Raw genomic sequence first — 24123 nt, 5'->3', positions numbered from 1 at the left:
GCAGGACGGCAAATCCGACGTGCAATATCTCTATATGGGATGTGTCAGCACTGACGAGCCATCTGGCCCCGGCGCCCAGCAGCGCATGTCCCAGGCCCCGACCGAGCCGTACTCAAGTCCGGACAACCGCCAGAAGGCCCACGTGGCTCTCCCCGACGAGCCACCCGAGATGACGGAGCCCGTCGCCGCCGCCCTCCTGCAGCTTCTTCGCGTCACAATCGTCGTTCTGACCCAGCAGCGCCCCGATGCCGAAGACGCCTAGGCGGGCGGGAGTGGGCCCCGGCTGGCCCTTCTCGCCCAGTCGAGGTACGACAGACCGTCACATAACACCCGCAACGCGCTCCACGCCACACACACTGGGGGTCTGACCGCACGTGATCCGTTTCGCCTTCGCCGGACGCTGCTCCACCGAGGACCTCCAAGACCCCGAGGCCTCCAGAAACTGGCAGCTCACCCGCGCCCGAGCCCTGATCGAACCCGCCGACGGCCAGATCGTCACCGAGTACTTCGACATCGGCCACAGCCGTCCCTGCCCTGGCAACGCCGCCCCCGCGCCAACGAACTCCTCCAAGCCCTCCGCGACCCGCACCGCGGGTTCGACGCGGTCGTGATCGGGGAGCCGCAGCGCACCTTCTACGGTAACCAGTTCGGCAACACCTTCCCGGTCTTCGTCCACTTCCGCATCCCGCTGTGGGTCCCTGAAGTCGGCGGCCCGATCGACCCAGACAACGAGGCACACGACCTGGTCATGTCCGTATTCGGCGGCATGAGCAAGGGCGAGCGCAACCGCATCAAGATCCGGGTACGCACCGCAATGAGCTCCCAGGCCAAGCTCCAGGGCCGCTACCTAGGCGGGCGACCGCCCTACGGCTACCGGATCACCGACGCCGGCACTCACCCCAACCCCGCCAAGGCAGCCGCCGGACAACGACTGCACAAACTCGAACCCGACCCCGCCACCGCGCCCGTCGTCCTGCGCATCTTCACCCTGTACGTCGACGGCATGAGCGACGAGGCCATCGCCCTCCACCTCAACCACGACGGCATCCCCTGCCCCTCCACCCACGACGCCGCCCGCAACCCGCACCGGACGAAGAAGGCATGGCAGGCCGGTGCGGTCAGGGCGATCCTCCACAATCCCCGCTACACCGGCCACGAGGTGTGGAACAAACAGCGGAAGGAAGAACGCCTCCTCGACATCGATGACGTCACCCTCGGTCACCGCACCACCATGACCCACAACCCTAGTGACGAGTGGATCTGGTCCAACGAACCCGCACACACCCCGCTCATCACCAAGGCGCTCTTCGAGGCCGCCCAGCGGGCCCGCAGGCAACGCGCCCGCGTCTACCAGCGGCAGGAACGCCCCAACCGCCGAAGCAGTCAGCGAGCCTACGTCCTGCGAGGACGGGTGAGGTGCACTCTGTGTGGACGCAAGATGCAGCCCTCTGCGATCCGCGACCGTGTCTACTACCGACGCGAGTACAAGGAACAGGAAGCAGCCCTCTACCCCGGGCTCGATCATCCGCGCACCATCAACCTGCGCGAAGACATCATCTGCCGGGCACTGGACGCATGGATCGCCCGCGCCTTCACCCCCGACCGGCTCACCGCCACCATCACCGCACTCAGCCAGGCCAGCATCGCGGCAAGCGCGGCACAGCCCCAGACCCCCGAGCAGGCTCAAGCCCGCCAGGCGATCAAGGAATGCGAGCGGCGCCTCGCCCGCTACCAGGCAGCACTCGACTCCGGAGCCGACCCAGCCGTCGTCACCCAGTGGATCAACGACGCCCAACGTGACAGGGAAGCGGCACAGAAGAAGCTCGACGCACTGCCCACCGTCGCTCAGAAGAAGGAACCGCCCCTCACGGCAGACCAGATCCGAGGGATCACTGACAGACTCGGAGACATCGCACAACGCATCCAAGCCGCCGACGCCGAAAAGAAAGAGCCCCTCTACGACGCCCTGGGCATCACGATCACCTACGACAACGCAACGAGGACCGCAACCGTTAGGTCGAGGCCCTCGATTCCGTATCGCTATAAGGAGTAAAGGAGTGTCCGAGGGGGGACTTGAACCCCCACGCCCGATAAAGGGCACTAGCACCTCAAGCTAGCGCGTCTGCCATTCCGCCACCCGGACTAGGTGTCTGCCGCCTTGCGGGGGGTGTTCCCCGCGGCGACAGGGACAACAATACCAAGGTTTCGGAGTGCGTTTCACCTGCGTATCCGTCGCGTGGGGGCGGCCCGGGCCGAGTCGGGCCGCCGGGTCGGCGACGGTGTACGGATTGCATGATTCCGTGTACGTCGTGTGAGGGTCACGGCATGAGCTGGTACTCCGGGAAGTTCCCGGGCAGCCGCTCCCCCACCGGGCCCCGGGTGACGGCCCGCACCAGAAGATCGCCGCCGACGAACGCACCCCGCCAGGAGGCGCCGAGACCGCCGAACAGTTCGTCCCGGTCGCTCCGGGAGCGCGGGGTACCGTGCCCCGTCTTGAGGGCGCGGATCTGCGGGGCCAGACGGTCGTAGGTGGCCCGGTCGTCCGTGGCGAGGGTGGCGACCAGCGCGCCGTTGGACGCGTTCATGGCGGCCAGCAGTTCGGCCTCGGTGTCGACCAGGACGATCGTGTCGACGGGGCCGAAGGGCTCCGCGTGGTGCAGGGGGGAGGACGGCGGAGGGTTGAGGAGGGTCATCGGGTGGACGTAGGCGGAGGTGTCCTGGCCAGGCAGGAAGCGTGTCTCGTCCGGCCAGCCCCGGTACAGCGGTACGGCGCCCCGGTCGACTGCCTCGGCCACCTGGTCGGTGAGTTCCCTGGCCTTGGCCGCGTTGATCAGCGGGCCGAAGTCCAGCTCGGGGAGCGGGTCGGCCGGGTCTGCGACCGCCAGGGGGTGGCCGACTCGGACGGAGCGGACCGCGGGGAGGTAGGCGGCCAGGAACGCGCCGAACAGGGACCGCTGCACGACGAAGCGCGCGTAAGCGGTGCAGCGCTGTTTTCCGTGGTCGAAGAGCCTGGGGATCACGGCGGTGAGCCGCTCCCAGCCGCAGAAGTCCCAGATACCCCAAGCGTTCAGTTCAGGCCCTCCTGTTCCAGGATGTGCTGTGTGCCTAGGCCGGCGACCGCCATGACGACGTCGGCTCCGGTGTCGCGTCCGCCGACGAAGGACACGCAGCCGATCTCGGGTGCCCACCCCAGCGCCCGGTTCAGCTCGCGACCGCTGCCGCCGACCAGGGTGACCGGCACCCCCTCGCGGGCGGCCAGCGCCATGGCCAGGGTCAGGCATGCCACACCGCCGTCGGCCGGGGCCTTGGCGATCACGGCGTTGCCCGCCAGGGCCTGCACGAGGGCGGCGTGCACGAGCACGCTCATCGGATGGTTCCAGCTGGCGATGTTGGAGACCGGCCCCTCCAGCGGGGTACGGCCGGCGAGCATGGGCTCGATGCCGTCGGCGTACCAGCGCACGCCGTCGATCGCCCGGTCCACATCCGCGAGGGCGAGCCGCCAGGGCTTGCCGATCTCCCAGACGAGCAGCAGTGCGAGCAGCTCACGGTGTGCGGTGAGCGCGTCCAGCGTGGCGACGATCCGCGCCCGCCGTTCGGGCAGCGGGATGTGCCGCCAGGCGCGGTGCTGGTCGAGGACCGCTCGTACGGCCCGCTGAGCTGCGGCGCCGTAGAGCCGCGGGGCTCCGGCGATCGGGGTGCCGTCGACCGGGGTGGTCGCCGGGAACGTCCGCCCGTCGGGCCGCCAGGCCGCGCCCCAGAGATTGAGGACACGGTCCTCCCGGAAGGCCTCGGGCGCAGCAGCGAGACAGCGCCGCCAGGCGTCGGCGTAGGCCGTGCCGGGTTTCAGGAGCGCGGGGGTCGGGCCGGCCTGGCGCGCGCCGGGGTTCGGGGGCGGCGGGTTCGGGGTGAGGGTGAGTGTCATACGTCGGCTCCGCTCTCGGTGCACGGTCGGGGCGGCAGGGTGCCTCAGGCGAGGAGTGGGGGATCGGGGCGGGCGCAGCTGCGCGGGCAAGAGGTGGGGTGGTGGTTCGGGCGGGGGCCGAACTTGAGGATGAGGCGATGGGGTGAGAAGGGAATGGGTGGGAAGGGAATGGGGTCGCCTGGGGCCGGGGGCGGCTCTGCCGACCCTCCGCAGCTTCGGCTCGCCGGCCGTCTTGGGCTCCCTTGCCTCTCTCGGGCGCGGCCGCCGACCACCTGAGCCCGCTCACAGCCCTGGGCCACACCGCCGTCTCTGGCGCGGCCGCCATCTCCAGGCACGCTCGCCTCCGACGGACCCGACTCTCCCGCGAGGCCTGGCCGACTCACCTGGCCCCCAGTGCGTCCAGGCCTTCCAGGGTGTCCAGGACCAGTCGCGCCGTCTCCGTCGGGGTGCGGCCTACGCGGACTCCGGCCAGCGAAATGGGCCGGACTCCGATGACCGAAAAGTGTGTACGCCCCCGGGACACCACCCTGGTCATCTCGTTGCCAAGGCGCTGAAGGCCGAAGGGGTCGACCGCATCTACACGTTGTGCGGCGGCCACATCATCGACATCTACGACGGCTGTGTCGACGAGGGCATAGAAGTCGTCGACGTCCGCCACGAGCAGGTCGCCGCGCACGCCGCCGACGGCTACGCCCGCATCACCGGCAAGCCGGGCTGCGCGGTCGTCACCGCCGGGCCCGGCACCACCGACGCCGTCACCGGGGTCGCCAACGCCTTCCGCGCGGAGTCCCCGATGCTGCTGATCGGCGGCCAGGGCGCGCTCAGCCAGCACAAGAGGGGCTCCCTGCAGGACCTGCCGGACTGGTGCACGCCACCTGTCTGACGCTGCCGGGCAGGTGGTGGTCGGAGCGGCGGGGCGACCCCATGGGAGTGGTGGCGAGCGGGCTCGCCTTCGGGGCCGTACCGTTTCTCCTCCCTCCGGTCGTGGACGCGGACCCGCGGGTGCTGCTCGCGGTCGCGGGCGCCGGAGGGTCCCTGGCCGTGGCCGGCGCCGGCCGTCTCTTACGGGACCCGCCGCGGAACTAGTGGCCGCCGCGACCCGACCCGCTGTCCGCGCCGGCCGATCCCGCCGCCCGCCGGGCACGCGAGAAGAACCCGCCCGCCGTACGCCACCACGCCCTCCGGCAGGCCGCCCGGAGACCGGAGTTGTGGCTGATGTGGCTCTGCCTGCTGGGCGCGGCCGGAGTCACCGTGCTGGGCGTCGTCCTGCAGGTGCGCTACGCCCAACAGCTGGGCCCCGCCCGCCCCCGAGTTGCTGCGGCCGGTGACCGTCGCGGGCGGCGCCACGGCGGCCGTGGCCGGTGCGCTGTCGGACCGCTCGGGGCGGCGCACCGCCCTGGTCGCGGCCCGTCTGCTGCTGGGCACGGCACAGTTCGGCGTGCTGATCGCGGCCCGCACAGGCAGCGGTGCGCTGCTCCTCGGCTGTGCGGCGGCCACCGGGGCCGTGGGCGCCACGGCCTGGGCGCTGGTCACCGCGCGGGCCGCGGACCTGTTCGGTGAGAACCACCACGCGAGCGTCCACGCACTGCTCACCGGCGTCTGGCTCCTGCCGGTCGCCGCCGGCTGCGGCACGGGGGGTACGCCGCCCGGCACCCGCACGCCGCGTTTCTCCTGGCGGGCTGCACCGGGCTCGCCTGCGCCGCAGTGGCGCTGTTCCTCAGAGCGCCGGGCAGGCTCAGCGTCCGGCGCATCGTCCCCAATCCCCACCCCCTCGGCGAGGAGATGGCCTGACATGACGGCTGATCCCACGACACGGAACACGCCGGCCGATCCCGGTGCGGCGAACCGCTTGTACCGCGAAGTGCTCGTCTACAGCGGCAAGCTGGTCAGCGGCCTGTTCGGGGGCGGCCTCGGCTCCATGGTGGTCGGCGCCTGGGGCTACAACGGCGCCTACGCCCTGGCCGGCGGGGTCTCGATGGTGGCGGCGGCGATCGCCCTGCTGCTGCGCCAGCCGGGCCGGGACAGGACCGAGCGCACCGAGCTGACCGCCACCACAGCGAGGACACAGCCGACGTCTTGAGCAGGGCCGGCAAGGCTGGGCAAGGCGGCCCTGTGGATGTTCCCCCTCTGCGATCCGCGCACGGATCGCCGGAGGGGGCACACCGCATGACCCGCGAGGTGACCGCACTTCGTTTGGCGCGAGCCTCACAGCTCATGGCCCCAACATCGTGCTTCTTGGAGGTAAGGGGGTTGACGGCCGTCGAGGTCCCTGGCAGGTCGGACAGCGGAGGACGCATTCCAGGGCCGGGCAGCGGATCGCGGCTGCGCGGGTGGCGGCCGGGGTCCGGCTGGAAGCGCTGGACGAGTCTCTCCCCGCAGACGGTCTCGACGGACGGTGGAGGAAGCTGTTCGCTCGTGTGGGCGATGGGAGGAGCGCCGGTGTGCCTGTCTGCCGGCCGGCGCGGTGGTCTGCTTCGTGCCAGTGATGTGCCTTCACTTCAGCGATGGTTACGCGGAGATCCTGCGCCGACTCACCGACGGGAGGCGGAAGGGCTTGCGGACGTGCTCGGCGTGGCGGAGACACTGATCCCGTCCGTTGCCACCTGTTCGGCATCGCCGGTCTTGCTCTTCTCCTTGCCGCAGCCGGAGACGAGCAGGAGTTCGCCGCCGACGGCGGTCACGGTCATGAGTCTTCGGGTACGGGCCGGGCGCTTTGGTTCGGAGTGGTGTCCGGTGTCGCGGAAGCGGGGCGAGGCCGGCAGGAGCGGGCGGAGCGTCAAGGAACCTTTCAACTGTTTGGGCCGGCAGCAGGAAAAGCGGCCGGCCGGCACGGAGGGGGGTGCCGCGTTGGGACTGTCCTACGGTCGGGGCCGGTGGTGCGAGGAGATCTGCGCGGAGTGCGAGCCCGGAGATGTTTCGGCCTGCCGGTGCGCAACGACGAGCGGTGTGGTGCGCCGGCTCAGTTCTGGGTGGCCTGTGCGGCAGGGGCTGGGCCGGAGCAGGTGGCGCGGCCGAAGGCGCCGGTGGCGGTGGCGCTTTGGACGTGATGGCCGCGGATGGCGAGGGTGCAGCGGGCCTGACCGCCCTGTGCGCCGAGGACGATGCTGACGATCGGTTCCTTGCCGAGTGGGACGTCCACCGTCTTGTGCCACGGCAACGCGGCCGCTTTGACGACGACGGCCTTGCCGGAGGTGCTGCGTGCCTGGTAGGTGAGGTCTGCGGTGCCGGTGCCGGTCACCTCGTAGGTGACGGCCGCGCTGGGAACCGGGTGATGTGAAGCGCCGTCGCCGCCGGTGTGGCTGTTGAGGATCCCGTACAGCACGAGTCCGCCGCACGCCGCCAGCAACGTGCCGCCGATGAGGAGGCCGAGGCGGTCGGGGCGCGCCGTCTGGCTCGGCTCGCCCGAAGCGTCCGGCTCTTCCGGCCTCGACTGCGATTCCATCTTTTCGGCTGCTGCCGTTTCATCAGCCATGAATGTCCCCCCTCGAAATCAAGATGTGTGGGTGCTCGCATTTGGAACCGGGTGGTTATACATGATTCCCGCCAACGATTTCCAGCGGGGGGAAATATCGGACATTCAAGCTGCTCTATGCGCTCCGTGTCTGACCTGATTTGGCGTCAACTGCTTGCTATGTCTCATCACTTGACTTCAGGTGCTCGAGGTGACTAGAACCACGGCGCCGCTTTCCGTGCCCTGCCATTTGTGCAGGTCGCACGGATTTTCGGCGGCGTGTTTAGGTCACGAGAGACAAGGAAACGATTCGGTGATGCCGAGAGCAGGCAGGCTGTTGTCCTGCCTGGTGGTAGCCGCGGTCACGAGTGCCGCGCTGCCCCAAGTCGCGTATGCGGCGCCCGCATCCGGTGGTGACGGCAAAGGAATTGTCGACACCTTCAAGGGATGGTTTTCGGGCGACGACGGCAATGACAGTCCGAAGCTGGACAAGCCGCCCTCCCACAACGAACTCGGGATGGCGGACCGGCAGAAGCTTCCGAAGGGGAAGAAGCAGCCGAAAGCCTGGCGCGTCCGGGAACTGACGAGACGCCGGACGCCGACCGCGCGTTTCTGGCAGCTGTCCGACGGTCGTGTCCAGGCCGAGCTGTCCGCGCAGCCGACCTCCTACCGGGACGGGAAGTCCCAGTCCTGGAAGGCCATCGACACGTCGCTGCGCGCCTCGCAGGCGAACGGCTTCGCCTACGCCAACACGACGAACGACGGCCAGAGCTGGTTCGGCTCCGATACCCGTCGTCTGGTGCGCTTCCAGTCGCCGGACGGCCGGTCGGTCACCCTGGGCCTCGAAGGCGCGGGCAAGCATCTGACGCCGAAAGCCAAGGGCTCGACGGTCCGTTACGAGGACAAGGCGCACGGGGCCGAGCTGTCCTACGGCGTCGGGCGCGGCCGGGTGAAGGAGAACATCACTCTTGCCAGGCGTCCGGACGGCCCGCTGAAGTTCACCTTCACACTGGACACGGCCGGGCTCACGCCGAAGGCGCGCAAGGACGGCTCGATCGCGCTGTACGGGGAGTTGCCCCACACGCCGGTGATGGTGATCCCGGCGCCGTTCATGACGGACGCGAAGAAGGCTGACGAGTCCGTCTTCGGTGAGACGTACAGCACCAAGGTCACCCAGAAGCTGACCCGTTCCGGCAAGTCCTGGAAGGTGACGGTCTCCCCGGACGCGAAGTGGCTGGCCGCCAAGGACCGCCAGTATCCGGTGGTGATCGACCCGACGATCACGATCGCGCCGAGCCCCACGGACTCCCAGGATGTCATGGTCCTGTCGGACCAGTCGTCGACGAACTTCAACACCAGCTGGAAGCTGGCGGTCGGCAAGACGGACACCGGTATCGCCCGCTCGCTGATCAAGTTCCCGCTGAGCGAGATCCCGTCGGGCACGAAGATCGACTCGGCGCGCCTGGAGATGTACTACGACCAGGCACACACCACCAACGCCAATGACGTCACCGTCGGCGCCTACCGGGCAACGGGGGCGTGGGACGAGTCGACGGCGACCTGGGCCAACACCAGCTCGCTGGTGGGCGAGCAGTCCGGCACCACTGTCCAGGTGGACGACGGCGACACGGGTACCACGGCGGCGACCGGCAGCTGGCCGGCGTCCACGTCGTCGCTGACGCAGTACGCGATCGGCGGCGACTACCACTACAACAAGGACTCCGTCGCCGGGGACACCTACACCTGGCAGCCGCGTCTTCCGGAGACCGACTCCTACCGGGTCGACGTGCACTACGTGGCGGCCTCGGACCGTGCGACGAACGCGCCGTACACGGTGACGGGCAGCGGCGGGTCCACGACGTACACGGTGAACCAGCAGTCGGGTACCAACGGTGTGTGGACGTCGCTGAACGGCGGCAACAAGATCACCTTCGCGCAGGGCACGGCCGGCAAGGTCGTCCTGGGCGACGGACCGGCCTCCACGACCACCTCGGTGATCGCGGACGCGGTGCGCTGGGTGAACCCGGCGGCGATCGTGAAGAAGGCCGGCGACTACAACCTGTGGCACAGGTTCCCGGTGACCGACACCGTGCAGCAGTGGCTGGACGGCACCTCGGCCAACAACGGCTTCGTCCTCAAGGCCACGGACGAGTCCTCCACCGCCCCGACCGGCGGCCCGCGCTACGAGTCGGGCGACGGCGACTACGGCGGTGAGACCTCGACCATCCCGCGGCTGACGGTCACCTACGGGGCGGTCGGCACCACGCTGAACTCGCCGACGGTGATCCACTCCACGGGTCCGGAGCTGTCCTGGCCCGCGTACCAGAACAGCAGCGGCGACTCGGGGCTGGACATCGCACAGTACGAGCTGTACCGCTCGACGCAGCAGGCGTTCACGCCGTCCGCGGCGACCCTGGTGGCACCGATCGACAAGTCGACCACCGCGTACACGGACACCACCGCGACCCCGACGCCGGACTCGTCCTCGGATGAGATCGGGCGGTCGTACTACTACCAGATCGCCGTGCGGACGAAGAACGGTCAGCTGCTCGGCTCGCCGACGCGGATCGTGGGCGTGCCGAAGGCGGGCCGCACGATGCGCCTGATCCAGGGCACCTCCGGGGTCACGGACACGACCCTGGCTTCGGGACAGCCGACCACCAACGAGGACGCCATCACCTCCTACGGGGTGGGCCAGAACTGGCTGGAGGTCGGCAACAACTCCACCACCTACGGCAAGGCCCGGGCCGGTCTGAAGTTCGACACCAGCTCAATCCCGAGCACGGCGACGGTGCTGGAGTCGCGCCTGTTCATGTGGGGCGCGGAGACCACGACCGACACCAACGGTGCCATCTACGAACTGCACGGCCTGACGAAGGACTTCAACGAGACCCAGGCCACCTGGAACAACGCCACGTCCACCACCGCGTGGACGACGGCCGGAGGCGACTACTCGGGCACGGTGTCGGACACGGTCGGCTCCGTCTCCGACGTGGGCCGGCACTGGTGGGACGCCACCGGCCTGACCCAGGGCTGGATCACGACCCCGTCCTCCAACCACGGCGCGCTGGTCAAACTGAAGGACGAGTCGTCGACGGGGCCCCAGGAGCGCACCCTGTTCCAGTCCTCGGAGGCGTCCGACCCGCAGCTCGGCCCGCTCCTGCGCGTGATCTACGTCGACTCGACGACGTCCGACACGTACTACGCGCCGACGACCCCCTCCCGCATGACCCCGAACTCCACGTACACGGTGGACTTCACGGTCACCAACACGACCAACAGCGCCTGGGCGTCGGGGGAGCGGGTGCTGTCGTACACGTGGAAGCTGCCGGACGGCACGGACGTCACGACGGGCGGCAACCAGCTGTCCACCACGATCCCGGCCCTGAACCCGGGCCAGTCGGCGACGATCCAGGCCCAGGTGGCCACGCCGATCAACTCCGACTCGGGCAACAAGCGTACGGACTACGTGCTGGGCTGGGACGTCAAGAAGGTCTCCGACGGCTCCTGGCTGTCGGCGACGAACACCTCGATCCAGCCGCTGAAACAGTACGTGGCGGTGGAGGACCCGACCTCCGACACCCTGGGCCTGGAGAAGTTCTACTCCTACACCGGCAAGAACACCGGCGCCGGCTCCACGGTGATGAACAACCTGGCCTCCGGCAACACCGTCTGGTCGTACAACGCGTTCTCCAACCCGGGCCGCGGCCTGACGACGTTCGCGCGGTTCGCGTACAACTCGCTCGACACCTCCGACACGGTCTCCGGTGCGGGATGGTCAATGCAGCTGGCCGGCCCCATCCGGCTGGGAGCGCCACTGGACTTCCATCCGAACCCCAACCCGACGGAGATCCGCCTCCCGGACGGTGACGGCACCACGCACGTCTTCACCAAGCAGTCGGACGGCACGTGGAAGGCCCCGGCGGGCGTCCACTACCAGCTTACGATGAAGGCGAACCTGGACTGCACCCCGGACAAGGACCCGGTCCCGGACGCCTGGACCCTGCTGCGCCCGGACGGCACCCGCTTCCTCTTCGGCTGCGACGGCTACCTGACTTCGGTGGTCGACAAGAACGGCAACACGCAGACGTACACGTACGAGGAGCGCAAGTCCAACAACAAGCCGACCAAGTTCCTCACCTACGTCACCGACCCAGCCGGCAGGCAGTCTCTGACGGTCGATTACTACAAGAAGGGCGACGCGTCGTACGACTACATCGACGACACCGGCGCCAAGGTCACCGGCAGCAACCTGACCAACTCCCAGATCTACGACCACGTGAAGTCCATCACGGACATCTCGGGCCGCAAGATCTCCTTCTACTACACCACGAAGGGCCTGCTCGGTCAGTTCACCGACGGTGACGGCTCCAGCCAGCCCAAGGTCTTCAAGTTCACCTACGACGCCACCCAGGGCAACAAGAACGTCAAGCTGGTCAAGATCACCGACCCGCGCGGTCACGACACCCAGCTGGCGTACTACGCCCCGCAGAGCGGCGACAACCCGGCGTACCACTGGTGGACGAAGACGATCACCGACCGCCTGAACGACACCACGGACTTCGCGTACGCGGCCGACACCGCGAACACGAGGTTCACCGACACCACCGTCACGGACGCCGAGTCCCACACCACGCAGTACGTCACCGACGACTTCGCCCGCCCGGTCCAGACGACCAACGCCAAGTCCGAGACGACCAAGATGTCGTGGGACGCGGACAACAACGTCACCTACCTGGAGGAGGCCAACGGCGCCAAGACCGCCTACTGCTACGACCCCAAGACGGGCTACCCGCTGCGACAGTGGGATGCGGAGACCACGAAGTCGTGGACGTCGTTCAACCCGACCGACTACTGCAACGCGTCCAGCTACCCGGCCAACGGCTCGGCCTACGCGTACCAGACGCGGTCGGACGGCTACGCGGCCGACCTGTACACCAAGACCTCTCCGGAGGGCCGCACCTGGCAGTTCGGCTACGACAGCTTCGGCAACCTGACCTCGGTCACTGACCCGGACGGCGTCGCGACGTCGACGGCGGGTGACTACACCACGTCGTACGCCTACGACTCCTACGGTGAGCTGACCAAGGCGACGGACGCCAACGGCAACCCGACGTCGTACAGCGACTTCGGCCCGACCGGCTACCCGGCGACGATCACTGACGCGCTGAACAAGTCCACGTCGTACGTGTACGACGAGCGCGGCCAGGTCACCTCCGTGACCGACGCGCTGGGCAAGAAGACCACGCAGACGTACGACGCCTACGGGCGTCCGCTGATCAACACGGTACCCAAGGACCAGGCGGCGGGCGTGTACATCACGACACCGGCGCCTGAGTATGACGCGAACGACAACGTCACCAAGTCGACGGCGCCCAACGGCGCGGTCTCGGCAGCCGTGTACGACGAGGCGGACGAGATCACCTCGGCCACCGCACCCAAGGACTCCTCCACGTCGGCCGACCGGGTGACGACCTACACATACGACAAGGTCGGCAACCTCAGGACGACGACGGAGCCCGACGGCACCCTGACCACGTCCGACACCACCGACTACGTCACCACCAACAACTACGACGCGATCAACCAGCTCACCTCCGTGGTCAACGCCAAGGGTGACACGATCTCGTACGAGTATGACGACGTCGGCAATGCCGTCACGGTCATCGACCCCATCAAGAACGCCACGACCGACACCACCGACTACACCTCGAAGACGTCGTACGACCTGGACCACCGGGCAACGGCCGTCACGGACGCCGCCGGCAACACGACCAAGAAGGCCTACGACAAGGACGGCCTGGTCGTCTCCACCACCGACGCTGACAACAACACCACGCTCATCGCCTATGACCAGCGTGGCAAGACCACTCAGGTGCAGGTCCCGCACGAGGGCGCCTCGCCGATCACGTACCGCACGACGAAGTACGAGTACGACCAGGTGGGCAACGTCACCAAGGTCCTCACCCCGCGGTCGGTGGACGCGAGCTCAACCGACGCGTTCACCCAGCGCACGGAGTACGACGCGCTGAATCGCCCGGTCAAGAAGTACCAGCCCTACGACCCCAACGACCCGACATACAACGACCCGAACGTCTACACCCAGACCTCGTACGACGCGGTCGGCCAGGTGGCCTCCACGTCGCAGCCCCCGTCGAAGGGGCAGACGGTCCGCAACACCACTGCCTACAGCTACTTCGACAACGGCTGGGTGAAGTCGTCCACGGATCCGTGGGACATCAGCACCACCTACGACTACAACGACCTGGGCCAGCAGACGGCCCGGACGCTGACATCAGCGGGTGGCTCCTCCAACCGCACGATGAACTGGTCCTACTACCCCGACGGCAAGCTCAAGTCCCGCTCCGATGATGGTGTTCCCGTCGGCAAGGACGTGGTCCTGGCCGACAACTCCGACACCCAGAACACCATGTCCACCGGCACCTGGACGTCGGGTGACACGACGGGTCAGGAGGGTTATGACCACGTCACGCACGCGCCGGGTACGGGCACGGACTCGTTCACGTGGACGCTGAACATCCCCGCGGACGGCACGTACCAGGCGTTCGTGAAGTTCCCGGCGGTGTCGGGTGCGGCGACGAACGCGAAGTACTCACTGACCCACGACGGCGGAACGACGGACAAGACGGTCGACCAAACCGCAGGCGCGGGCACATGGGTGTCACTCGGCTCCTACAGCTTCAAGCAGGGCAACGCAGCCAAGATGCAGCTGTTCGAGAACAGCGGTGGCTCGGTCGTGGCGGACGGCGTGAAGCTGGTCCGCGACAACTCCGCCGACACCGACACCGAGCAGAAATCGTTCACGTACTCCTATGACGCGAACGGCAACCTGACGACCATCGGTGACACGTCGTCGACCGCATCCATCGACACTTACGACATCGCCTACACGGGCCTGAACCAGGTCCAGAAGGTGACCGAGCTGGCCGGCGGCACGGCCAAGACGTCGACGTCGTACACGTACGACGCAGATGGTCAGCCGCTGACGGCCGACCATCCGGGGCAGTACTCCTCGTACACCTACGACCTGCGCAACCTGGTCAAGGCCGTCTCGGTGGGCACCTCGTCCACGGACACGTCGCCGAAGGTGACCTCGTACACGTACACCGCCCGCGGCCAGCAGCTGAAGGAGACGAAGGCCAACGGCAACACCGTCGACTACACGTACTACCTCGACGGCCCGGTCAAGTCCACGACGGAGACCAAGTCCGACGGCACGACCCTCATCGCCTCGCACACCTACGCCTACGACCCCAACGGGAACAAGACGCAGGATGTGGCGAAGAAGATGAACGCCGACGACCACACGGCGTACCTGTCCTCCACCACGGACTACACCTACGACCCGGCTGACCGGCTGGCGAAGGCGGTGAAGTCGGGCAACGGCGCGGACACGGAAACGTACGTCCACGACGACAACGCCAACGTCACCAGCCAGACAGTGGGCGGCACAACGACCACCTACGCGTACGACCGCAACCGGCTGCTGACCGCTACCAGCGGCGGCACGACGGCCGACTACAACTACGACCCGTTCGGGCGTCAGGAATCGGTGACCTCGGGCGGGCAGATCGTCTCCCGCACGACGTACGACGGCTTCGACAACGTCGCCAAGTCCCAGAAGACGGACTCGACGGGGGCGATGCAGTCCACGACGTACACCTACGATCCGCTGGACCGCACCGCGTCGGAGACCGCGAACGGCAAGACGACGGACTACGACTACCTCGGCCTGTCCAGCCAGGTCCTGAACGAGAAGGTCGCCGGCACCGTCACCAAGTCCTACCAGTACAGCCCGTGGGGCGAGCGCCTGTCGCAGATCGCCCACAACTCGGATGGCACGACCTCGGACGGCTACTACGGCTACAACAGCCACACCGACGTCGAAAGCCTCACCGACAACAGTGGCAACACCAAGGCGACCTACGGCTACACCGCCTACGGCTCCGACGACAAGTCCGAGTTCACCGGCATCGACAAACCCGACGCCGCCGACCCGACGAAGGAGGCCTACAACCCCTACCGCTACAACGCCAAGCGGTGGGACGCCCAGTCCGGCACCTACGACATGGGCTTCCGCAACTACGACCCCGGCCTGAACCGCTTCACCAGCCGGGACATGTACAACGGCGCCCTCGCCGACATGAACCTCGGCACCGACCCGTACACCGGCAACCGCTACGCCTTCGGCAGTGGCAACCCGGTCAGCATGATCGAGTTCGACGGCCACTTCGATTGGGGGCTGGGCGACGCCGTCAAGAGCATCGGAAGCGCACTGGAAGGCGGCGCCCAATCACTGGAGGGCGCGCTCTCGGGCGCTGCCGACTCCGCGGCCTCGGGCATCGCTGACGCCGCGGCGAGCGGGAGCAGTCTGCTGAGCCGGATGAGCCCCTGGGGCATCGCAGCATCCGTTTTCGCGTATGCCTCCGCGCCCACGCCGACCGCAGCCAACGGATACGAGTCGGATCCCGGTGCGAAGCCGGACTACAGCAAGGGGCTCCTCCTCAAGCCGGACTCCAAGAAGGAATGGCAGCCCGGCGACGCCCAGCGTCCGTTCGACCGCGGGGACTGCTCGCGCGGTATGAGCATGACGTACTACGCCCCTCTCGATCAGCAGGGGCGAGCCACTGGCGCGTACGCCTGTCTCACCGCCGGTGGGTTCAACTACACCGACAAGAACGGGGACTCGGTGCTGGACGGGCCCGACACGCAGATCATGGGAAGCAACGCACCGTGGCCGCCCTCGGCCCCCGGGTTCGGGGACAGCCTCCCTCCGGGCTTCAAGCTGGGTAACGACCCCACGATGAACCGCGGCCACCTGCTGGCGCGTCAGCTCGGCGGCAGCGGCACGGACCGGCGCAATCTCGTCCCGCTGTACCGGAATGCCAATTCCCCGGTAATGTCCGGCGCGGAGCAGAAGATCGCAGATTCGATCGCGGCGGGTAATACCGTCTACTATTCGTCGATTCCGATCTACGAAAATTCCACCAACCCGATCCCGTTGGGTGTTACGATGACGGCCTACACTTCGACAGGAGTCCAGATAGTCAACCAGACAATCCTGAACAAGCCCTGACGAAGTCACAATCGGTCCATAGACCGCGTAAGGTCTATGGACCGTATAACTGAGTAAGCCGCGCGGAGGGGTGCACATGGAATGGGTCGATCGTCTGGTGGCGGAGACCGGTTGGGACGCCGAACCCGGCGAACCCGACTGGTCGGAAGCCGAACAGGTGCTGGGCACCCCTCTGCCGGCCGACTTCAAGGAACTGCGTCGCCGGTTTTCTGAGTGGGGCGCTTTCTGTGATCATGTCCTGCTGCTCAAGGCGCAGGGCGGGTCGGAATCGGTCCCCGCCAACCACGAGTCCTTGCTGAAAGCTGTCCGGGGAAACCCGGACAGTCGGCGAATGTTTGAGCCGTACGGAATCCTCGGGGCGGGCGAGGCCGAAAGCGGCAAGGGGTTGGTTCAGTGGGGCTATTCCTTCATCGAGGAGGAATATTACTGGCTGGCCGATACCGCGACGGATCCCTCGACCTGGCCGATCGTGGCCCGTGTTGATCCGCTAGAACCGTTCCAGCGATTCGACATGACCGCTTCGGAATTCGTCTACCGGGTCGTTGCGGACCTCGAGTTCTCGCCTTTCGGGATCGCGGGTTCCGTTAGCCCGCCTTACTACCGAACGTACTGACGTCTGACGTCCCGTTCGCATTCCACGGGTGGCAGCCCTCCGGCCGGGCCGTGCCTGCGTTGGTCTCACCCGCCGCCGCTCGCAGAGTGAAGCAGGCGCCGCAGGCCGGCCGCCGACGACGTGCCCGTGGCTCGGATCCTTTTCCGACGGCCCTGGTAGATCCGCCCCGTTGGGTCTCATCCAGCGGGGCGGAGTGCTGTGAGGGGTGGGATGCCGCGGGCGAGCGGTCTGCCGGTGAGTCAGGCATCGATGCGGGCCTGCTGGAGGATCTCGGGCTCGGCCTTCGGCCGGAGGGTGAGATTGCGGCCGGGGTTCGCACTCGTGCAGGAGGTCCGTAGCTCGCAGGGGCCGCTGTGGCGTTCGGCGAAGCGGACGCGGGTGACGGGGGTGCCGCGGTGGCTGTGCGCGTCCCGACACCGAACGCTGGTGTGGCCGCCGCGTCAGACGGCTTGGCGCTGATCCCAGTCGACGGTGAAATGGGTGCTTCCCAGTAGTCGCCGCTCCCCTGTTGCCGGTTGGTGTTCTTCCCGACCGGTCCCACGAGGGTGATGCGGTGATCACGGCCGGCGTGGTGGATCTGCTCGGCATCGACGTATCCGGCGTTCACCAGGTCCGGCAGCACCATACTGTCGGCCCCGCACTGGTCGCCGTGCGCGAGGCAGTGGACAACTCTCAGGAGCAGTACGGCCGTCGGAAGGTCAGCGTCGCGGACTTTCGGGTTTCGTGGTCGGCGGTAAGCGGAGTGGACTCGACTTCGGCCGGCGGCTCACATGGTCGAGCCGGATCGAGGGGCCCGGGCCGGGTGGGTGTCGCGATCGCTCCAGCGGTCGCGGCACCAACACCGGGGGCCCGGCAGGCCCCATGAGGAAGGTTCAGCAACAGCAGCGCCTGCGGCGAATGGATCGACCCGGATGAGTGCGGTCGTGAAATCGCCCGGAGTGTCGGACGCCCGGCGGGATGGGCCGAAATGCTCCTCACCGTCGACCGGGTCTCACCGGCCGGCCTGAAGGACCTATTGGAGCTGGTCGAGCGCGACTGTCCCGTCGTGGACGAGTTCATCGCAGGGGCGCGCGGCTACGCCGCTTCCCGCCGGCGGAAGCGTTGTACGCGCCTTGTGACTTCCCTGAGTGGCATGGGACACGCCGCCTGCCCGTGATGATCTCGGGGCTGCTTCCGCTGGGTCAAGTGGGGGAAGTGGTTCCGCGTTCCCCCATGTCGAGCCGAGGGGGGAACAGCCCATGAGTGAAGTGCGCGAACGCGTTCCGTGTGCGGTCGAGATGCGGACCTGCGCGGCCGCCTTCGTCTCGCGTGTCACCGCCCGGAACCGGCTTCCGCTGGACTACTCCGAGCGCAGCCTGCGAATCGTCGACTTCCTGATCGACGGGTTGCGGAAGGGAGGCGCGTGCCGGGAGGAAGCGCACGACACCCTCTTCGGGCTCGGCGCGTACGTGGGTGAGGTGCTCGTACGCCGTGCGGGGGCGCTGTGGTGGGACTTCGACGCCTCCCAGCGTGCCTACTTCGGCCAGCCCATCGGCGTACGTATGCCGGACGGGCGTGTGTGGAACCCCCTCGGCAAGGTTCTCAACCGCTTCGAGGTGGGCGGTCCCGAAGAGTCCCTGCAACTCTTCTACTTGACGCTGCACGGGCGGGCCCGGCGAGCCGCCCCCTGATGGCCGGCCCGGAGATCGTCGACGTCGCATACGGCGAAGGGTGGCACTCCGGGCGCGCAGCCGTGCTCGGACCGATCGACACCGCGCCGCGCGGGACGCCGCGGGGCTGCCGTACGCGGTGGTGCTGCGACAGCAGGGCAGCCCCGGGGTGATCGCCGCGCATGTGGCCAGGGAGCGTCACTACCTCGGGCTGTGGGTGTACGACACGCAGGGGCGGCGGTTCCTGGAGATGGACCTGCGGCGCCTGGCGGAGGACCGGCTCTTCCTCATTCACCAGCGCGGCTGGGCGTACAGGGACGACGACATGCCGGAGTTCGCGGCGGGCGCCGGGCGGGTGACGATCCAACTACTGCCGGACGGACGCGGTACCAGGACCGTCAAGCCACGGGGCGACAAGGGGGCTTGCTGCAGACGACCGCGCATGTGCCCGAGGAACGGCGATGGTTCCCGGTACCGGCTTTCGGGCGGTGGCAGGACATGCTCGCCGTGCTCGGCTTTCCGGGCGCCGACAGCTGTGAACTGCGCGAAGCCCCGGAGCTGCCCGAGGGCGAGCCGGCCCGGCCCAACTGGCGGGCACCGCAAGGAATGCGGCCCCGACATCTGAACGAACCGTTCACCGCGGGCGCCCGCTTCACGGCCGACGAGGCGTACACCGTCCGGGACCCGATCGAGGCCGGAACGCCGCACCTGCCCAGCGGGCGCCTGGTGGCACGCGACCCCACATACCTCGACCGCGAACGGGACGCCGGCTTCACCTTGCCGCCGGCACCTGGCAGTTACCGCGTGCAGCTGACCTCCGCCGGATACACGGCCGAGCATCTGGGCCGGACGCTCGTCATCGACGAGTGCACCGGGGTGCGTGTGCTGGTGTCCGAGCGGCCCGCGGTGAGCTGGGAGCCGGCGCTTGTGCCGGGACGGTCGGGCCGCGGGCCTCTGGAGGGAGAACGACCATGGCATCTCGATCGTCGACGCCCCGGCCACTGGCACCAACCTGATCGCCTACCCCAGCGGCCGCGGAGACGGCTCGTACCCCGTGTGGATCGGCCGGGACGCGGACGGCGAGGTCGCCTGTTTCGCGGCGGACATGCTGGTCCTGCACGAGGCGACCCTGGCCCGACCTGCTCGGGTCGCGGGGCGCTGGTCCGCCGTAACCCCCGAACAGCATGGTGCGGGACGGAGCGCCGTCGCCAGGTCCGGTTGGTACGCACCCCTGTGCCTCCGGCCGTCGGAATCGAGGCCGGTGGGAACGTCGTTGGCGCCGCCGGCGCGACTCTGCCCGGGCCAAGCCGGCGTCCGCAGAGGAGGAGGCCTCACAGCCGCTGCTCCGAGGCGGCCCCTTCCGGGCGCAAACGTCCTACGCCGGGGCCACGTTGACCACCTCGGGGACCGCATTGGCGCCGGGCGGAACGGTGATCCAGATCCGTCCGATGCGAACGTTCAGGCTCTGCCCGGGAATCTGGGTCGATGCGGTTACCGTGAACTCCAGGGCCTCGCCACCATCGTCGAGCGTCGCGCTCCTGACCGCGGTGGGGTTGATGTCGACCTCGTGCGCGGCCCCGTCGAGTTGCAGATCGATGATTACCCGCTGGTGAAGGTAAGGGACCTTGCCAGGCTCCATCAGTTCACGCTCGGAGCCGTAGGGCGTGTGCCAGTAGCCGTAGTCAGGTTCGGTCATTGCCTCGTCCCTCGCTCTGCATCAGATGTGGCGTCCGGACCGGAGACCCTCCGTGAGCCCTGCATGGCAGTGCGTGAGCTCCCAGTCGGCCCTTTTGGCAATCCTGGCCGCCGTCCAACGCCCAGGCCGGCCCTCGGACATGGAAGCATCGGCAGCTGATCGAGAAAGCCGCGATGCGCCACCACGCGAGACGAGCGACGACGGACGAGCGTGCCTGCCTGCGGACCGTCAACGCAGGTGAGCGGCACTCCAGTTGGTGATCAGGAGCCGCTTCGCTCGTGGTAGGAGCGGCGGGTGTGTTCCGTGTGGGTGCGCATCAGCTGGGCGGCCCGTTCATCGTCGCGGGCGGCGATCGCGGTGATCAGTTCGCGGTGTTCGATCCAGGACTGGCGTCCGCGCCGGCGGGCCACCGGGGTGTAGTACCAGCGGACCCGGCGGTCGACCTGGGCGGCGAGTTCGGCGAGGACCGCGTTGCCGGCCAGTTCCATGATCTTGGCGTGGAAGGCCGCGTTGAGGACGACGGCGCGGTCCACGTCGTCGGCGGCGACGGCCTGCTCGCCCTCGGCGCACAGCTCCTCCAGCGCGCCGACGCCCGGGGCGCCGGCGTGGGTGGCGGCCAGCCGGGCCGCCTCCGCCTCCAGCAGGGTACGGACGGTGAGGAGCTGGTCGGCCTCCTCCTCCGTCGGCTCGTGCACGAACGCGCCCTGTGCGGGCCGCAGATCGACCCAGCCCTCGGTGTTGAGCCGCTGCAGCGCCTCGCGCACCGGCTGCCGGGAGACACCGAGGTGACCGGCGAGCTCGCTCTCGACCAGATGCTGGCCGGGCTGCAGGGCGCGGGTGGTGATGAGCTCCAGCAGTGCCTCGTAGACGCGCTCGCGCAGCGGTCCGGGGCGTTCCAGCCTGGGCACCGCCCCCTGCGGCAGTCCGGTCGACAACATCGCGGTCCCCTCCTGGGCAGGTCTGGCTGTGCGGACCCTGGACGCTCAGTGACGATTGTCTTTTGTCTACAGTCTACGGTGCACAAAATCCAGACCTGTGTGCGCCCACTTCGCCGTTCAGGGGCAGCGTACGACCTGCCCGGCGTACGACAGATTGCCGCCGAAGCCGAACAGCAGCACCGGGTCGCCGGAGCCGAGCGCACCCTGCTCGAGCAGCTTGGAGAAGGCGAGCGGGATGCTGGCGGCCGAGGTGTTGCCGGACTCCGTGACATCGCGGGCGACCACGGCGTTGACGGCGCCCAGCTTCTCGGCCAGTGGTTCGATGATGCGCAGGTTGGCCTGGTGCAGGACGACACCGGCCAGGTCCGCGGGCGTCACGCCGGCCTTCTCGCAGGCGCGGCGGGCGATGGCCGGGAGCTGGGTGGTGGCCCAGCGGTAGACGCTCTGCCCCTCCTGCGCGAACCGCGGCGGGGTGCCCTCGATCCGCACGGCGTGCCCCATCTCCGGCACCGATCCCCACAGCACCGGCCCGATGCCCGGCTCCTGACCCGGCGGGCAGGCCTCGACGACGGCGGCCCCGGCCCCGTCGCCGACCAGGACGCAGGTGGTGCGGTCGCTCCAGTCGGTGACGTCGGACATCTTGTCGGCGCCGATGACCAGCGCACGGGTGGCCGCGCCCGCCCGGACGGTGTGGTCCGCGGTGGCCAGCGCGTGGGTGAACCCGGCGCACACCACGTTGACGTCCATCGCGGCCGGCTGCGGGATGCCGAGCCGGGCCGCGACCCGGGCGGCGGTGTTCGGGGAGCGGTCGATCGCCGTGGAGGTGGCGACGAGGACCAGGTCGATGTCGCCGGGGGCCAGACCGGCGGCGGCCAGGGCCTTGGCGACGGCGTGCGCGGCCAGCTCGTCGACCGGCTCGTCGGGTCCGGCGATGTGCCGGTTGCGGATGCCGACCCGGCTGCGGATCCACTCGTCGCTCGTGTCGACCATGCCGGCCAGGTCCTCGTTGGTGAGCACCCGGGCGGGCTGGTAGTGACCGATGGCGGCGATGCGCGAGCCGTTCATGGCGGGAGTCCCCTCGTGGCCGTGGGTAGCGGGATCCACCAGTCTGATCAGTGACCCACGGGTACGACGGCAGGTGAAGCCACAGGAATCGGGCGTCCGAGTTGTCGGCTTCCCTCAGACCCTCGGACGCCCGAGCACTCACCCCGTGAACAGCTGCGTCGCCTTGTGCACGAGTTCGTACACCCCGTAGGCGAGGGGCGCCCCCACCCACAGCCAGGCGAGGATGATCAGGCCGCGCCGGCTAGGCGGGCTGCTGTCGCTGGGCATCGGCGGCCTCCCTCTGGGCGGGGATGTGGTGGCGGGTGTGCACGGGACGGACGAGCTCGTTGGCGACGAAGCCGACGACGAGCAGGCCGATCATGATGCCGAACGACAGCCCGTACAGCGCCGGGCCGTGCTTCCCGGCCTCCTTCTGCCGGTCCGCGATCCAGTTGACGATCAGCGGCCCGAGCACGCCCGCGGTGGACCAGGCGGTGAGCAGCCGGCCGTGGATGGCGCCGACCTGGTAGGTGCCGAAGAGGTCCTTCAGATAGGCGGGGACGGTCGCGAACCCGCCGCCGTAGAAGGAGAGGATCACGAGGGCGCACAGGACGAACAGCGGCTTCGCCGAGTCCCCGAACAGCGCGATGAGCAGGTACATCAGCGCGCCGACGCCGAGGTAGCAGCGGTAGATGTTCTTGCGGCCGATCCGGTCGGAGGCGGACGACCAGCCGATCCGCCCGGCCATGTTGGCCGCCGACAGCAGCGCGACGAATCCGGCGGCCGCGGAGGCCGACACCGGCGTGGAGCTGTCCGCGAAGAAGTCCGTGATCATCGGGGCGGCCTTCTCCAGGATGCCGATGCCGGCGGTCACGTTCGTGCACAGCACGATCCACAGCAGCCAGAACTGCGGCGTGCGCACCGCGCTGCGGGCGGACACCTGCACGCCGTCGGCGGAGCTCGGCCCGCTCGCGCTCGCGCCGGGTGTGTCCGCGCGTGGCACGCGCACGAGGAGCACGCCGAGCGTCATGAACAGGGCGTACGACAGTCCGTGCACCAGGAACGCGAGGGCGATCCCGGAGTGGCCGGTGCCGAAGGAGGCGAGCATCTGCGCGGACCAGGGCGAGGCGATCAGGGCGCCGCCGCCGAAGCCCATGATGGCGATGCCGGTGGCCATGCCGGGCCGGTCCGGGAACCACTTGATCAGGGTGGAGACGGGCGAGATGTAGCCGATGCCGAGGCCGATCCCGCCGACGAAACCGTAGCCGAGGACGATCAGCCAGTACTGCTTCGTCTGGGCGCCGAGCGCGGAGATCAGAAAGCCGGAGGAGAAACAGACGAGGGCGACGGTCATGGCCCAGCGCGGCCCGTTGCGCTCCACGAGCGTGCCGCCGAACGCGGCGGACAGACCGAGCATCACGATCGCGAGCTGGAAGGGCAACGCGCTCTGGGTGCCGTCGAGATGGAGCGCGGATTCCAGCGGCGGTTTGAACACGCTCCAGGCGTAGGCCTGTCCGATGGACAGATGGACGGAGAGGGCGGCGGGCGGGACGAGCCAGCGGCTCCAGCCCGGGGGTGCGAGAGGGGGGCTCATGCCCGCGGACGGTAGGGCGAGCGGCGGGAGTTGAGAAGGGCACGGTCGACCGTATGCGGTGAACGGTATCCGGGAGGCGCTCAACGGTCGCCGCGCGAACCCTTGCTGAGCGGCATTCC

General features: G+C 68.6%; 14 protein-coding genes, 1 tRNA gene and 5 pseudogenes. 11 read left to right on the top strand and 9 right to left on the bottom strand.

Annotation, left to right across the window (positions count from 1 at the left end):
* Nucleotides 1-85 precede the first annotated feature (85 nt).
* From ACWDEN_RS12865 to ACWDEN_RS12855, 3 genes are all read left to right on the top strand, one after another.
* A complete protein-coding gene (locus ACWDEN_RS12865; protein ID WP_450858798.1) occupies nt 86-262 on the top strand; it encodes a hypothetical protein in 177 nt (58 codons plus the stop codon).
* Between the two features lie 112 nt (nt 263-374).
* The gene (locus tag ACWDEN_RS12860; RefSeq protein ID WP_450858796.1) at nt 375-611 is read left to right on the top strand and encodes a hypothetical protein; all 237 of its coding nucleotides are present in this window, start codon (nt 375-377) and stop codon (nt 609-611) included.
* Nucleotides 608-2053 carry a recombinase family protein gene (locus ACWDEN_RS12855; RefSeq protein WP_450858794.1) on the top strand — a complete coding sequence of 482 codons (1446 nt, stop codon included), beginning with the start codon at nt 608-610 and terminating at the stop codon, nt 2051-2053. The genes ACWDEN_RS12860 and ACWDEN_RS12855 overlap by 4 nt, the downstream gene beginning before the upstream one ends.
* 5 nt (nt 2054-2058) lie before the next feature.
* On the opposite strand, the gene ACWDEN_RS12850 is transcribed toward ACWDEN_RS12855, so the two are convergent.
* Both ACWDEN_RS12850 and ACWDEN_RS12845 read right to left on the bottom strand, forming a co-directional pair.
* Nucleotides 2059-2143, bottom strand: a tRNA-Leu gene (locus tag ACWDEN_RS12850).
* Nucleotides 2144-2318: 175 nt separating this feature from the next.
* Nucleotides 2319-3922, bottom strand: a pseudogene (locus ACWDEN_RS12845) (aldehyde dehydrogenase family protein).
* Nucleotides 3923-4424: 502 nt separating this feature from the next.
* Here ACWDEN_RS12845 and ACWDEN_RS12840 point away from each other — a divergent pair.
* From ACWDEN_RS12840 to ACWDEN_RS12830, 3 genes and pseudogenes are all read left to right on the top strand, one after another.
* A pseudogene (locus ACWDEN_RS12840) lies at nt 4425-4781 on the top strand (thiamine pyrophosphate-binding protein); the annotation flags it as partial.
* Nucleotides 4782-5786: 1005 nt separating this feature from the next.
* Nucleotides 5787-6002: pseudogene (locus tag ACWDEN_RS12835) on the top strand (MFS transporter); the annotation flags it as partial.
* Between the two features lie 315 nt (nt 6003-6317).
* Nucleotides 6318-6509 carry a transposase domain-containing protein gene (locus ACWDEN_RS12830; RefSeq protein WP_450858792.1) on the top strand — a complete coding sequence of 64 codons (192 nt, stop codon included), beginning with the start codon at nt 6318-6320 and terminating at the stop codon, nt 6507-6509.
* Here ACWDEN_RS12830 and ACWDEN_RS12825 read toward each other — a convergent pair.
* Together ACWDEN_RS12825 and ACWDEN_RS12820 are read right to left on the bottom strand one after the other, a co-directional pair.
* Nucleotides 6454-6609, bottom strand: coding sequence for a hypothetical protein (locus tag ACWDEN_RS12825; protein WP_450858933.1), 156 nt, complete (start codon nt 6607-6609; stop codon nt 6454-6456). The genes ACWDEN_RS12830 and ACWDEN_RS12825 overlap by 56 nt on opposite strands.
* Nucleotides 6610-6881: 272 nt before the next feature.
* Nucleotides 6882-7364 carry a hypothetical protein gene (locus ACWDEN_RS12820; RefSeq protein ID WP_450858790.1) on the bottom strand — a complete coding sequence of 161 codons (483 nt, stop codon included), beginning with the start codon at nt 7362-7364 and terminating at the stop codon, nt 6882-6884.
* A gap of 325 nt (nt 7365-7689) precedes the next feature.
* On the opposite strand from ACWDEN_RS12820, the gene ACWDEN_RS12815 reads away from it, so the two are divergent.
* The 5 genes and pseudogenes from ACWDEN_RS12815 to ACWDEN_RS12795 all read left to right on the top strand — a co-directional run.
* Nucleotides 7690-16470 carry a golvesin C-terminal-like domain-containing protein gene (locus ACWDEN_RS12815; RefSeq protein WP_450858788.1) on the top strand — a complete coding sequence of 2927 codons (8781 nt, stop codon included), beginning with the start codon at nt 7690-7692 and terminating at the stop codon, nt 16468-16470.
* 76 nt (nt 16471-16546) lie between these two features.
* The gene (locus ACWDEN_RS12810; RefSeq protein WP_450858786.1) at nt 16547-17083 is read left to right on the top strand and encodes a hypothetical protein; all 537 of its coding nucleotides are present in this window, start codon (nt 16547-16549) and stop codon (nt 17081-17083) included.
* A 1238-nt stretch (nt 17084-18321) separates the two neighbouring features.
* A complete protein-coding gene (locus ACWDEN_RS12805) occupies nt 18322-18753 on the top strand; it encodes a hypothetical protein (protein ID WP_450858784.1) in 432 nt (143 codons plus the stop codon).
* A 477-nt stretch (nt 18754-19230) separates the two neighbouring features.
* Nucleotides 19231-19662: pseudogene (locus ACWDEN_RS12800) on the top strand (DUF4241 domain-containing protein); the annotation flags it as partial.
* Nucleotides 19658-19816 (top strand): annotated as a pseudogene (locus ACWDEN_RS12795) (DUF4241 domain-containing protein); the annotation flags it as partial. The pseudogenes ACWDEN_RS12800 and ACWDEN_RS12795, both read left to right, overlap by 5 nt.
* A 291-nt stretch (nt 19817-20107) precedes the next feature.
* Here the strand turns inward: ACWDEN_RS12795 and ACWDEN_RS12790 are convergent.
* The 5 genes from ACWDEN_RS12790 to ACWDEN_RS12770 form a co-directional block, all read right to left on the bottom strand.
* A complete protein-coding gene (locus ACWDEN_RS12790; RefSeq protein ID WP_450858782.1) occupies nt 20108-20428 on the bottom strand; it encodes a hypothetical protein in 321 nt (106 codons plus the stop codon).
* 260 nt (nt 20429-20688) lie between these two features.
* Nucleotides 20689-21366: a GntR family transcriptional regulator gene (locus ACWDEN_RS12785; RefSeq protein WP_351604200.1), complete on the bottom strand. Its 678-nt coding sequence runs from the start codon at nt 21364-21366 to the stop codon at nt 20689-20691.
* A 117-nt stretch (nt 21367-21483) separates the two neighbouring features.
* On the bottom strand, nt 21484-22431 hold the full coding sequence (locus tag ACWDEN_RS12780) for a beta-ketoacyl-ACP synthase III (RefSeq protein ID WP_450858780.1): 948 nt from the start codon (nt 22429-22431) through the stop codon (nt 21484-21486).
* A gap of 138 nt (nt 22432-22569) precedes the next feature.
* Nucleotides 22570-22698, bottom strand: coding sequence for an MFS transporter small subunit (locus ACWDEN_RS12775; protein ID WP_351604196.1), 129 nt, complete (start codon nt 22696-22698; stop codon nt 22570-22572).
* Nucleotides 22673-24004, bottom strand: coding sequence for an OFA family MFS transporter (locus ACWDEN_RS12770; protein ID WP_351604195.1), 1332 nt, complete (start codon nt 24002-24004; stop codon nt 22673-22675). Before ACWDEN_RS12770 ends, ACWDEN_RS12775 begins: the two co-directional genes overlap by 26 nt.
* Between the last annotated feature and the right edge of the window lie 119 nt (nt 24005-24123).

This window comes from Streptomyces sp. NPDC001153, from assembly GCF_053598315.1.
The sequence above is the reverse complement of the archived record's forward strand: the minus strand, read 5'-3'. Positions and strand labels throughout refer to the sequence as shown.

Bases quoted from the DNA above. Each gene is read 5' to 3' on its own strand.
- ACWDEN_RS12865 (WP_450858798.1), top strand. From the start codon at position 86: ATGTCCCAGGCCCCGACCGAGCCGTACTCAAGTCCGGACAACCGCCAG.
- ACWDEN_RS12825 (WP_450858933.1), bottom strand. From the start codon at position 6,609: ATGACCGTGACCGCCGTCGGCGGCGAACTCCTGCTCGTCTCCGGCTGC.
- ACWDEN_RS12820 (WP_450858790.1), bottom strand. From the start codon at position 7,364: ATGGAATCGCAGTCGAGGCCGGAAGAGCCGGACGCTTCGGGCGAGCCG.
- ACWDEN_RS12815 (WP_450858788.1), top strand. From the start codon at position 7,690: ATGCCGAGAGCAGGCAGGCTGTTGTCCTGCCTGGTGGTAGCCGCGGTC.
- ACWDEN_RS12810 (WP_450858786.1), top strand. From the start codon at position 16,547: ATGGAATGGGTCGATCGTCTGGTGGCGGAGACCGGTTGGGACGCCGAA.
- ACWDEN_RS12805 (WP_450858784.1), top strand. From the start codon at position 18,322: ATGAGTGAAGTGCGCGAACGCGTTCCGTGTGCGGTCGAGATGCGGACC.
- ACWDEN_RS12790 (WP_450858782.1), bottom strand. From the start codon at position 20,428: ATGACCGAACCTGACTACGGCTACTGGCACACGCCCTACGGCTCCGAG.
- ACWDEN_RS12785 (WP_351604200.1), bottom strand. From the start codon at position 21,366: ATGTTGTCGACCGGACTGCCGCAGGGGGCGGTGCCCAGGCTGGAACGC.
- ACWDEN_RS12780 (WP_450858780.1), bottom strand. From the start codon at position 22,431: ATGAACGGCTCGCGCATCGCCGCCATCGGTCACTACCAGCCCGCCCGG.
- ACWDEN_RS12775 (WP_351604196.1), bottom strand. From the start codon at position 22,698: ATGCCCAGCGACAGCAGCCCGCCTAGCCGGCGCGGCCTGATCATCCTC.
- ACWDEN_RS12770 (WP_351604195.1), bottom strand. From the start codon at position 24,004: ATGAGCCCCCCTCTCGCACCCCCGGGCTGGAGCCGCTGGCTCGTCCCG.